Annotated in this window: 9 protein-coding genes; 7 read left to right on the top strand and 2 right to left on the bottom strand. The window is 74.1% G+C overall.

The annotated features are described in order from the left end of the window. From J1M37_RS02200 to dapF, 5 genes are all read left to right on the top strand, one after another. Positions 1 to 551: regulatory protein RecX (locus J1M37_RS02200; RefSeq protein ID WP_241250744.1), on the top strand; the 551-nt coding region annotated here is incomplete at its 5' end. Positions 552 to 590: 39 nt separating this feature from the next. After that, positions 591 to 2,138: a tRNA (N6-isopentenyl adenosine(37)-C2)-methylthiotransferase MiaB gene (gene miaB / locus J1M37_RS02195; protein ID WP_020628159.1), complete on the top strand. Its 1,548-nt coding sequence runs from the start codon at positions 591 to 593 to the stop codon at positions 2,136 to 2,138. Then, positions 2,138 to 3,076, top strand: a complete 939-nt coding sequence (miaA, locus tag J1M37_RS02190) for a tRNA (adenosine(37)-N6)-dimethylallyltransferase MiaA (RefSeq protein ID WP_043282562.1) — start codon at positions 2,138 to 2,140, stop codon at positions 3,074 to 3,076. The genes miaB and miaA overlap by 1 nt, the downstream gene beginning before the upstream one ends. A 115-nt stretch (positions 3,077 to 3,191) precedes the next feature. Then, positions 3,192 to 4,202 carry an IS481 family transposase gene (locus J1M37_RS02185; RefSeq protein ID WP_144786657.1) on the top strand — a complete coding sequence of 337 codons (1,011 nt, stop codon included), beginning with the start codon at positions 3,192 to 3,194 and terminating at the stop codon, positions 4,200 to 4,202. A gap of 9 nt (positions 4,203 to 4,211) precedes the next feature. Next, positions 4,212 to 5,165 carry a diaminopimelate epimerase gene (gene dapF / locus J1M37_RS02180; protein ID WP_036336799.1) on the top strand — a complete coding sequence of 318 codons (954 nt, stop codon included), beginning with the start codon at positions 4,212 to 4,214 and terminating at the stop codon, positions 5,163 to 5,165. A 57-nt stretch (positions 5,166 to 5,222) separates the two neighbouring features. Here the strand turns inward: dapF and J1M37_RS02175 are convergent, their stop codons facing one another. Next, on the bottom strand, positions 5,223 to 5,858 hold the full coding sequence (locus J1M37_RS02175; protein WP_206452023.1) for a class I SAM-dependent methyltransferase: 636 nt from the start codon (positions 5,856 to 5,858) through the stop codon (positions 5,223 to 5,225). Between the two features lie 25 nt (positions 5,859 to 5,883). Then, a complete protein-coding gene (locus tag J1M37_RS02170; RefSeq protein ID WP_061866720.1) occupies positions 5,884 to 7,047 on the bottom strand; it encodes an NAD(P)-binding domain-containing protein in 1,164 nt (387 codons plus the stop codon). A gap of 416 nt (positions 7,048 to 7,463) precedes the next feature. Here J1M37_RS02170 and hflX point away from each other — a divergent pair, with 416 nt between their 5' ends. Together hflX and J1M37_RS02160 are read left to right on the top strand one after the other, a co-directional pair. Beyond that, a complete protein-coding gene (gene hflX / locus J1M37_RS02165; protein WP_161787978.1) occupies positions 7,464 to 9,104 on the top strand; it encodes a GTPase HflX in 1,641 nt (546 codons plus the stop codon). Next, positions 9,101 to 11,200 (top strand): ATP-dependent DNA helicase, encoded by a 2,100-nt coding sequence (locus J1M37_RS02160; RefSeq protein WP_036383346.1) that lies wholly within the window; start codon positions 9,101 to 9,103, stop codon positions 11,198 to 11,200. The genes hflX and J1M37_RS02160 overlap by 4 nt, the downstream gene beginning before the upstream one ends. The last annotated feature ends 32 nt before the right edge of the window (positions 11,201 to 11,232 follow it).

Genomic DNA, 11,232 nt, shown 5'->3' with positions numbered 1-11,232 from the left:
AGACCGACCGCCCCCGACGTCGCCCCGGCCCGGCGCCCCTGCCCACCGCACCGCGTGAGCGCGAGGAGGCCGCACGCGAGGTCGTCCTGCGCCAGCTCGCCCTGGGCCCCCGCTCCCGCGGCCAGCTCGAACGCAAGCTCGCCGAGCGCCAGGCCGAGCCCGAGCTGATCGAGCGCGTCCTCGACCGCTTCGAGGAGGTGCGCCTCGTGGATGACGCCGCCTTCGCCGAGGTCTGGGTCCGCAGCCGTCACCGAAGCAAGGGCCTGGCGCGCCGCGCCATCGGGCACGAGCTCCAGCAGAAGGGCGTGGACCGGGAGATCGCCGCCGAGGCGCTCGAGGCCATCGACGGCGAGGACGAACGGGCCGCCGCCCTCGACCTCGTGCGCCGACGGCTGCGGGGCCGCACCGTCCCCGGCGGCGCCTCGCCGGAGGCCCGGGCCGAGCGGGACAAGGTGACCCGCCGCCTCGTCGGCATGCTGGGACGCAAGGGCTACGGCGGCGGCCTCGCGTTCGCCGTCGTGAAGGAGGTCCTCGCCGAGCACGAGGAGTGAGCGGACCCGGGCCGCGCCCGGAGTTCCTAGAATGGTGCGGTGACTCTGACGGACCCCACCCCCCGCACCACCCCGCTCGCGCAGGACGGCGCCGCCGCGCGCCCGCACGAGGGCCTGACCTATGAGGTCCGCACCTTCGGCTGCCAGATGAACGTGCACGACTCCGAGCGCATCTCCGGCCTGCTCGAGTCCACCGGCTACGCCCCGGTCGCCGAGGACGCCCAGGCCGACCTCGTGGTCTTCAACACGTGCGCGGTCCGCGAGAACGCGGACAACCGCCTGTACGGCAACCTCGGCAACCTGCGTGCGGTGAAGGACGCGCACCCGGGCATGCAGATCGCCGTCGGCGGGTGCCTCGCCCAGAAGGACCAGGCCGCCATCCAGCGCAGGGCCCCGTGGGTGGACGTCGTCTTCGGAACCCACAACATCGGCTCCCTGCCCGTGCTGCTGGAGCGCTCGCGCCACAACGCCGAGGCCGAGATCGAGATCCTCGAGTCGCTCGAGGTGTTCCCCTCCACCCTGCCCACCAAGCGCGACTCCACCCACTCCGGCTGGGTGTCCATCTCCGTGGGCTGCAACAACACGTGCACGTTCTGCATCGTCCCGTCGCTGCGCGGCAAGGAGAAGGACCGCCGCCCCGGGGAGATCCTCGCCGAGGTGCAGGCGCTCGTCGACGCCGGCGCCGTCGAGGTCACGCTGCTGGGCCAGAACGTGAACACCTACGGCGTCGAGTTCGGCGACCGCGGCGCGTTCGCCAAGCTGCTGCGCGCGTGCGGGGAGATCGAGGGCCTCGAACGCGTCCGCTTCACCAGCCCCCACCCGGCCGCGTTCACGGACGACGTCATCGACGCGATGGCCGAGACCCCCAACGTCATGCCGCAGCTGCACATGCCCCTGCAGTCGGGCTCGGACAAGGTGCTCAAGGACATGCGCCGCTCCTACCGGTCCGCGAAGTTCCTGCGGATCCTGGAGAAGGTGCGCGAGCGCATCCCGCACGCCGCCATCACCACGGACATCATCGTCGGCTTCCCCGGGGAGACCGAGGAGGACTTCGCCGAGACGATGCGCGTGGTCGAGGCCTCCCGCTTCTCCTCCGCGTTCACCTTCCAGTACTCCATCCGCCCCGGGACCCCCGCCGGGGAGATGGACCACCAGGTGCCCAAGGCCGTCGTCCAGGAGCGCTTCGAGCGCCTCGTGGCCCTGCAGGACCGGATCTCGGCCGAGGAGATGGCCACGCTCGTCGGCACCCGCCAGGAGCTGCTCGTCACCGCCGACTCCGGCTCCAAGGCCGCGGAGCGCGGCCGCCTGTCCGGGCGCGCACCCGACAACCGGCTCGTGCACTTCTCCGTGCCCGCCGGCGCCGAGACCCCCCGCCCCGGCGACTTCGTCACCGTGACGGTCACCGAGGCCCACCCGTTCTTCGCCGTCGCCGACCCGACCGCACAGGACTACGTCCTGCGCCGCTCCCGCGCCGGCGATGCGTGGGACCGCGCCCAGGCCGAATCGTGCGGCGCGCCGGCCCCCGGCACGGCGGGCGGCTCCGGTGCCACGAGCCTCGGCATGCCGACCCTGCGCCCGCGGTCCTGATGCCCGCCGCCGCGGCCCGGCCGCCCGTCGTCGCCGTCGTCGGGGCGACGGCGACGGGCAAGTCCGCCCTCGCCGTCGCCCTGGCGCACGCGCTGGACGGCGAGGTGGTCAACGGGGACGCCCTGCAGTTCTACCGGGGGATGGACGTGGGCACGGCGAAGGTCACCCCGGCTGAACGCGAGGGCGTCCCGCACCATCTGCTGGACGTGCTCGACGTCGGCCAGGAGGCCTCGGTGGCGGCCTTCCAGTCCGCGGCCCGCGACCTGTTCGACCAGATCCGCGCGCGGGGTCGGACCCCGATCCTCGTGGGCGGCTCCGGGCTGTACGTGCGGGCGGCGCTGGACGTGCTCGACTTCCCGCCCACGGACCCGGCGCTGCGGACCGAGCTGGAGGCGCGCGCGCAGCGGGAGGGCCTGGCCGGGCTGAGGGCCGAGCTGGCCGCCCTGGACCCGGTCTCGGCGGAGCGGCTGCAGGACGCCCGCCGCATCGTGCGCGCGCTGGAGGTGTGCCGGCTGACGGGCCGTCCGTTCTCCGCGTTCATGCCGGAGCGCACGTACGCCCCGGAGGTCGCCCCCGTGGTGCAGCTCGGCCTGCGCCTGGACCGGTCCGAGCTGCACCAGCGGATCGCGGCCCGGGTGGAGCGCATGCTGGCCGAGGGTCTGCTGGACGAGGTCCGCCGCCTCGACGTCCCCGGGCCGGACGGGCTGCGGCAGGGACCGACCGCGTCCCGCGCGATCGGCTACGCCCAGATGCTCGCCGTCCTCGACGGCGAGCTCACCGAGGCGGAGGCGGCCGAGCAGACCGTCGTGGCCACGCGCCGGTTCGCCCGCCGCCAGGAGACCTGGTTCCGGGCCGACCCGCGCGTCGTCTGGCTCGACGCGCAGGGCGAGGACATCGTGGCGGAGGCGCTCGCCGTCGTCGCCGGGGACGCCACCTAGATGTTGTGGGTCATGAGGTTCTTGACACGAGGCACGGGCTGAGATGAGACGAGCGGGCTCCGCCCCGCAGGATGGGAATTGCGACATCCACTCATCCGCGGAAGGAAGCCCGCTCGTGACTCACGCTAACGCACCTCTGACCCCCACCGGCCGGCTGCGCATGGTCCACCGCCACCTGAACGACGGGATCCCGCAGTCCCACGTGGCCGCGGAGTTCCGCGTCAGTCGGCCCACGGTGGCCACCTGGGTCGCCCGCTACCGTGCCGAAGGCGAGGCAGGACTGCAAGACCGCTCGAGCCGGCCCCATCGCTCACCTGCCCGGCTCGACCCCGCGATCGTGGCCGAGCTGGAAGCCCTGCGCCGGGCCGAGAAGTGGTCCGCCCGGCGCATCCATCACCATCTGGTCGGCGAGGGCCACCAGGTGTGTCTTCGCACCGTGGGGCGATGGCTGCACCGGGCCGGGATCTCCCGCCTACGGGACCTGACCCCAGCCGGAGAAGACCTCCGCCGGCAGCCGGCCCGGAGGATCACCGCGAGGGGGCCAGGGCACATGGTGCACCTGGACGTGAAGAAGATCGGACGCATCCCTGAAGGGGGAGGCTGGCGCGCCCACGGAAGAGACAGTGAGGCAGGGCGTGCTTCCAAGCGGGGGTCTGGCCAGCGGGTCGGCTACACCTACCTGCACTCGGCGATCGACGGGTTCACCCGCCTGGCGTACACGGAGGCGCTGGAGGATGAGCGGGCGGTGACCACGATCGGGTTCTACTGCCGGGCCCGCGCGTTCTTCGCCGCTCACGGCATCACCGTGGACCGGGTGGTCACGGACAACGGGAACAACTACCGGGCCGTGGACTTCACCCGGAAGGTGGTCTCTCTCGGGGGCCGGCATCACCGGATCCGCCCCTACACCCCGCGCCATAACGGGAAGGTCGAGCGGTACAACCGGCTGATGGTCGACGAGGTCCTCTACGCCCGCCCGTACTCCTCAGAGCGGGCTCGGCGTGAGGCCCTGCAGGTGTGGGTGAATCACTACAACTACCATCGGCCGCATACCTCCTGCGGAGAGGCTCCTCCGGCCTCGTTGGCCCCGGTGCGTGTCAACAACGTCATGCCCTCCTACACCTAGACTGGGCCCATGACCGAGCAGCCCGCGGCGCCCGCCGCCCAGGACCCCCTCCACGCGAGCGCGCCGCGCGTGCCGTTCACGAAGGGCCATGGCACGGGCAACGACTTCGTGCTGATCGCCGACCCGGACGGCAACACGCAGCTCGACGCCCAGCGCGTCGCACGGCTGGCTGACCGGCACCGGGGGATCGGCGCCGACGGCGTCATCCGCGCCGTGCGGTCCGCGCGCCTGCCGGAGGGTGCGGCGCTGCTCGCCGAGCACCCCGAGGCCGAGTGGTTCATGGACTACCGCAACGGCGACGGCTCGATCGCCGAGATGTGCGGCAACGGGGTGCGCGTCTTCGTGCACTTCCTGGTCGAGAAGGGCCTCGTGGACCTGGCCCCCGGCCGGTCGATCACCATCGGCACGCGCGCCGGTGTGAAGGCCGTGACCCGGCTCGAGCACGGCTACGCGATCGACATGGGCCCCTGGTCCTACCTCGACCCCGAGCTGGCGGAGGAGGCGGCGTCGGACTCGATGGTCCTCGCCCACGGCCTCACCGATCCGCGTCCGGCGCTGAGCGTGTCGCTGGGCAACCCCCACACCGTGGTCCCGCTGGCCTCCTTCGCCGACCTGCAGGGTCTGGACCTGGGCCGCGCCCCCGAGGTGGACCCGGCTCCGCCGCACGGCACGAACGTCGAGTTCGTGGCCGCGCACGAGCCGCTCGTGCGCGAGGGCGTCGGCCGCGTGCGGATGCGCGTGCACGAGCGCGGGGTGGGCGAGACCCAGTCCTGCGGGACGGGCGCGTGCGCGGCGGCTGTGGCGATGCGCGCGTGGTCGGGCGACCAGGGCTCGGACTCGTGGCTCGTCGAGGTGCCCGGCGGCGTGCTGGCCGTCGACGTCGTGCCGGGCCCGGAGGGGGCCGAGCACGTGGTCCTCTCGGGCCCGGCCGAGCTGGTCTTCGACGGCGAACTCACCGCCTGACCGCTTTCGTTCGGGAAACGGCGGGCCACGGACCGCTGTCGTTCGGGAAACGGCGCCTCAGCGCGCCCGCGCCACCCGCAGGATCCGGAAGCCCTTGACGCTGTCCGCCCGCTCCGCGGTGAACCGGCTGGGCGCGCGCTCCTCGAGCATCCGGCCGATCCACGGCAGCAGCGAGTCCGCGCCGAGGTTCTTCTGCACCACCAGCCAGGCCTCGCCGCCGGGGGCCAGGCGCGGCAGCCACCGCTCCAGCAGGGCGTGCAGCGCCGGCTTGCCGATCCGGATGGGCGGGTTGGACCAGATGAGGTCGAACTCCGCGCCCTCGGGGACGTCCTCCGGCCGCAGTGCCACGAGATTGTCGAGACCCAGCGCCGCGGCGTTGTCGCGGGTCAGCTGCAGGGAGCGGTCGTTGACCTCGACGGCGGTCACCTCCGCCTCGGGCGACCGCAGCGCCAGCGTGAGGGCGATCGGTCCCCAGCCCGCGCCGACGTCGAGGAACCGGCCCCTCGCCGGCGGCGCGGGCACGGCCGAGAACAGGGCCGCGGTGCCCTTGTCCAGACCGTCCGGGGAGAAGATCCCGTTGGCCGTCTGGACCTCGACGTCGCGGCCGGCCAGGCGGGTCCGCAGGGTGCGGCGCCGCTCGGGCGCGGAGGGGTCGGCGTCGAAGTAGTGGGATGCGGAGCTCACGGCGACCATGGTAGCCAGCAGGTCGTCGCGGCCCTCAGCCCGACGCCGGCCCGGCCAGGTCCGCGAGGATCGCGCGCACGGCGTCGCGCCCGGCGCGGTTGGCCCCGACCGTGGACTGGGAGGGCCCGTAGCCGAGGAGGAACAGGCGCGGCTCGTCCAGGGCGCGCCCGCCCGCCACGCGGATGCCGCCGGCGGGCGTGCGCAGCCGCAGCGGAGCGAGGTGCCGGATCGCCGGCCGGAAGCCGGTGGCCCAGAGGATCACGTCCGCCGGTTCGAACGAGCCGTCGGGCATCCGCACCCCGTCCGGCTCGACGGCCGTGAACATGGGGTGGCGCACCAGCACGCCTCGCGTCTCGGCCTCGCGCACCCAGGACGAGCGGTGCATCCCGGTCGCCCCGACCACGGAGCCCGGCGGCAGGCCCGCACGGGTCCGTTCGTCCACCCCGCGCACCGACTCGGCCAGGGCGCCGGGCGCGGCCGAGTCCTGCCACTGCGGCTCGCGGCGGGTCACCCACAGGGTGTCCGCGACCGTGGAGATCTCGGCCAGCAGCTGCGTCGCCGAGACGCCCATGCCCACGATCACCACCCGCTGCCCGGCGAACTCGTCCTTGGACACGTAGTCACGGGTGTGCAGCTGCCGGCCGCGGAACGAGCGCATCCCGGGCACCGAGGGCCACCGTGGGGACGTCCAGGTGCCGGTCGCGTTGACCACGAAGTCCGCCCGCCACGTGCCCGGCGCCCCGTCCGTGCGGACGAAGAACCCGCGCGCACGTCCCGGCTCGCCGATCCGCTCGACGCGCCTCACACGCACGGGCCGCCGGATCGGCAGGGCGAACCGTGCCTCGTAATCGGCGAAGTAGGCCGGCAGCAGGGTGTTGGCGTGCGCGGCCGGGTCGGCCGGCGGCACCGGGTCGCCGGGCAGCTCGTGGATGTGGTTGACGGTGGCCATCGTGAGCGAGTCCCAGCGGTGCTGCCACGCGCCGCCCGGGGCGGTCTCCGCGTCGAGCACCACGAACGTGCCGGGGGCGTCGTCGGGGACGCCGGCGGCGCCGTCGTCGTTCGGACCCAGCCCCACGAAACCGCGGCGGCGCAGGTGGTAGGCGGCGGACAGCCCCGCCTGGCCCGCGCCGATCACGACGACGGTCGCCCGGCCCGTCCGGCCGGGCCGCGGCGGGGCGGGGGAGGGGGACGCGGTCATGCCCGCAGGATACGTGCGCGTCGTCAGCGGACCGGGCGCCGGGGCCCCTGTCGCCCACACGCGCCGCCCGGTACACTCGACGCCCATGTGGATCTTCCTGCGCTGACGCCCCCGCGTCACCCTCGGATGAGGCCGTCGAGCGCGCCCCGGCACCTGATGGAGATCCCACCATGGACGATGTGGTCCGTCCCTGCACGCCCGCCGACGAGACCTCGTGGCTGCGGTGCCGCGTGCTCACCTTCCCCATGCCGACGGAGCCGCCGCGAGATCGTCGCAGCGCGGCGCCGACCTCCGCCTAACCGGCCGTGCGCGTCACCCGCCACGTCCGCCCCCTGCGGACAGCCGCCTAACGCGTCCGCCGACCCCTCTACCCTGAGACGATCGGGTCGCCCGACCGCGGCGGCCCAGAGGAGACCATGACTGAGAAGAACCAGCACACCCCCGGCCCCCAGGGCGCCCACGGCTCCGAGGACGAGATCCAGGCCGTGATCGACCGCATCCTGGCCGCCGATGACGCTCGCCGCGCCTCCGAGCGCGAGGCGACCGGGCGCGGCTCCGCGGACAGTGTGGTCGCGGACCACGAGGACGCCCCCGACGCCGGCACCCCGGACCGCTCCGGCGCGCTCGCGGGCCGTGCACTCGCCCTGGACGAGGGCGAGGACGGGCACACGGACGCCGACGGTGACCAGGACGAGCTCGCCGCGCGCCACTCCCTCAAGCGCGTGCAGGGTCTGTCCACCGAGCTCGAGGACATGACCGAGGTCGAGTACCGCCAGCTGCGCCTGGAGCGCGTGGTGCTGGCGGGCGTCTGGACCGAGGGCTCCGCGGAGGATGCGGAGAACTCCCTGCGGGAGCTCGCCGCGCTCGCCGAGACCGCGGGCTCGGAGGTGCTCGACGGCGTCATCCAGCGCCGCGCCACCCCGGACCCGGCCACGTTCCTCGGCAAGGGCAAGGCGCAGGAGCTCGCCGAGATCGTGGCGCTCTCCGGTGCGGACACCGTGGTGGTGGACTCCGAGCTCGCCCCGTCCCAGCGTCGCGCGCTGGAGGATGTGGTGCGGGTGAAGGTGATCGACCGGACCGCGCTGATCCTGGACATCTTCGCCCAGCACGCGAGTTCGCGTGAGGGCCGCGCCCAGGTCGAGCTCGCGCAGCTCGAGTACCTGCTGCCGCGCCTGCGCGGCTGGGGCGAGTCCATGTCCCGGCAGGCCGGCGGCCGTGCCGCCGCCGGCGAGGGCATCGGCTCCCGTGGCCCCGGCGAGACCAAGATCGAGCTGGACCGCCGCCGCATCCGCACCCGCATGGCGAAGCTGCGTCGGGACATCGCCGGGATGAAGCCGGCCCGCGAGGCCAAGCGCGCCAACCGTCGTCGCAACCGGGTGCCGTCCGTGGCGATCGCCGGGTACACCAACGCCGGGAAGTCCTCCCTGCTCAACCGCCTCACCCACGCCGGGGTGCTCGTGGAGAACGCCCTGTTCGCCACGCTGGACCCCACCGTGCGCAAGGCCATGACGCCGGACGGCATCGGCTACACCCTCTCGGACACGGTCGGCTTCGTGCGGAACCTGCCCACGCAGCTGGTCGAGGCGTTCCGCTCCACCCTCGAGGAGGTCGCGGACGCGGACGTCATCCTGCACGTCGTGGACGGCTCGCACCCGGACCCCGAGGGCCAGATCGCCGCGGTGCGCTCCGTGTTCGCGGAGGTGGACGCGCACCGGATCCCCGAGATCATCGTGCTGAACAAGGCGGACGCCGCGGACCCGGCCGTCATCGCCCGGATCCGGGCCAAGGAGCCCCACGCCGTGGTGGTCTCGGCGCGCACCGGCGAGGGCATCGACGAGCTCGAGCGCGCCATCGCGGCCACCATCCCGCGGCCTGACGTGCGGCTCGAACTGCTGATCCCGTTCACCCGGGGTGAGCTGGTCTCCCGCCTGCACTCGGCGGACGCGGAGATCCTGGCCGAGGGCTACGAGGAGGGCGGCACCCGCCTGTCCGTGCTGGTCCGTCAGGACATCGCGCCGGACTTCGCCGAGTTCGTCGTGGAGGCGGACGCGTTGTGAGCGGCGGGGCGGAGGAAGTCGGGGCAGGCGGCGCGCAGCCCCGCACGGAGCACGAGCGCGAGGCACTGCGCCTGCTGGACGCCGCGGTGCAGGCCACCGGCGGCCAGCACCGCGCGGGCCAGCGGGAGATGGTGCTGCAGGTGGCGCGCGCCCTCGAGTCGCGCCGCCACCTGCTCGTGCAGGCCGGCACCGGCACCGGCAAGTCCCTGGCCTACCTGATCCCCGCGATCCAGCACGCGATGACGCAGGAGGACCCCGTCGTCGTCGCCACGGCCACGCTCGCCCTGCAGGCCCAGATCATGAAGCGGGACGCCCCCCGGCTGGTCGAGGCGCTCAAGGACGAGCTGCCTCGCGAGCCCGTCGTCGCCCTGGTCAAGGGCCGCTCCAACTACCTCTGTCGCCACAAGGTGGACGGCGGCTACCCCGGGGATGAGGGCGAGGAGGCCCTCTTCACGGTCGCCGACGACGGCGGGGTGATCGGCTCCGCCACGGACGGCGCCGCCGGGCCCTCCTCCCTGTTGGGCAAGGAGGTCATGTACCTGCGGGCGTGGGCGGACCAGACCGAGACCGGGGACCGCGACGACCTCGAGGTCCCCGTCACCGACCGCGCGTGGCGGCAGGTCTCCGTCACCGCGGTCGACTGCCTCGGCGCGTCCCGCTGCCCCCAGGCCGAGGAGTGCTTCTCCGAGCGTGCCCGCGCGGACGCGGCGGACGCGGACGTCGTGGTCACCAACCACGCGATGCTCGCCATCAGCGCCTTCGAGGGCCTCGCGGTGCTGCCGGCGTACTCGGCCGTCGTCGTGGACGAGGCCCACGAGCTGCAGGACCGGGTGACCGGTGCGGTCACCGGGCAGCTGTCCGGGTCGATCGTGCACGGCGCGGCCACCTCGCTGCGCCGCCACACCACCGTGGCCGTGGAGGACCTGATCGAGGCCGGGGCGGCCCTGGACCGCGCGTTCACGGACACTCCGTCCGGTCTGATCGCCGCGGGCCCGGACGAGGTCCAGGAGCAGGCCCTCACCGGCGTCCTCACGGCCGCGCGCCAGTGCCTGTCCGACCTCGGCCAGGACAAGGACAAGGAGGCCGACGCCGACGGCGGACGGCAGATGGCGCGCTCGCGGATCCTCGAGGTCCTCGAGGTGGTGGAGCGCATGCTCGCGGCCCGGCCCGAGGCCGACTTCCCCGAGGTGCTGTGGGCCACCCGCCCCGGCCACTTCGAGCCCGGCGTGGGCTGGCAGCCGGGGGACGAGACCGACCCGCCCCAGCTCTACGTGGCCCCGCTCTCGGTGGCCGGCAAGCTGCGGGAGGGCCTGTTCGGCAAGGCGACGACGGTGCTCACCTCCGCCACGCTCACCGTGGGCTCGGGGGAGCGCCGGTTCGACTCGGTGGCCGGCGACGTGGGCCTGGCCGGCCCGGACGCCCCGAAGTTCGAGGCCCTCGACGTCGGCAGCCCCTTCGACTACCCGCGTCAGGGGGTGCTCTACGTGGCCCGGCACCTGCCCCGGCCCGGCCGGACGGCCTCGCCCGAGTCCCTGGATGAGCTCGAGGCGCTCCTGAGGGCGTCGCGGGGCGGGGCCCTCGGCCTGTTCTCCTCGCGCCGGGCGGCCGAGGACGCCGCCGCCGAGATGCGCCGTCGGCTCGGGCCGAAGACCACGATCCTGTGCCAGGGGGACGCGACCCTCTCCGCCCTCGTGCGCCAGTTCTCCGAGGAGCCGGACACGTCCCTGTTCGGGACCATGAGCCTGTGGCAGGGCGTGGACGTGCCGGGGAACTCGCTGCGGCTCGTGGTGATCGACCGCATCCCGTTCCCGCGGCCGGACGACCCGCTCTCCCAGGCCCGCACCCGGGACGTCGCCCGGCACGGCGGCAACGGGTTCATGCGGATCTCCGCCACGCACGCGGCCGTGCGCATGGCCCAGGGCGCCGGGCGCCTCGTGCGCTCCGTGACGGACCGCGGCGTGGTGGCCGTGCTGGACCCCCGCCTGGCCACCGAGCGGTACGGCGGCTACATCACGAGCGCCCTGCCGGACTTCTGGCGCACCACGGACCGCGACGTCGTCCGCGGGGTGCTGGCACGGCTCGCCTCGGGCGATTGACCTCGCTCGGCCTCGGGCCGTCGGCCCGGCCG

This window comes from Micrococcus sp. KRD012 (assembly GCF_017168555.1).
GTDB classification, from domain to species: Bacteria; Actinomycetota; Actinomycetes; order Actinomycetales; family Micrococcaceae; genus Micrococcus; species Micrococcus luteus.
The sequence above is the reverse complement of the archived record's forward strand: the minus strand, read 5'-3'. Positions and strand labels throughout refer to the sequence as shown.

What these genes read in the sequence shown, in the direction of transcription:
- miaA (WP_043282562.1), top strand. Translation starts at nt 2,138, where the DNA reads ATGCCCGCCGCCGCGGCCCGGCCGCCCGTCGTCGCCGTCGTCGGGGCG.
- hflX (WP_161787978.1), top strand. Translation starts at nt 7,464, where the DNA reads ATGACTGAGAAGAACCAGCACACCCCCGGCCCCCAGGGCGCCCACGGC.
- J1M37_RS02170 (WP_061866720.1), bottom strand. Translation starts at nt 7,047, where the DNA reads ATGACCGCGTCCCCCTCCCCCGCCCCGCCGCGGCCCGGCCGGACGGGC.
- J1M37_RS02175 (WP_206452023.1), bottom strand. Translation starts at nt 5,858, where the DNA reads ATGGTCGCCGTGAGCTCCGCATCCCACTACTTCGACGCCGACCCCTCC.
- dapF (WP_036336799.1), top strand. Translation starts at nt 4,212, where the DNA reads ATGACCGAGCAGCCCGCGGCGCCCGCCGCCCAGGACCCCCTCCACGCG.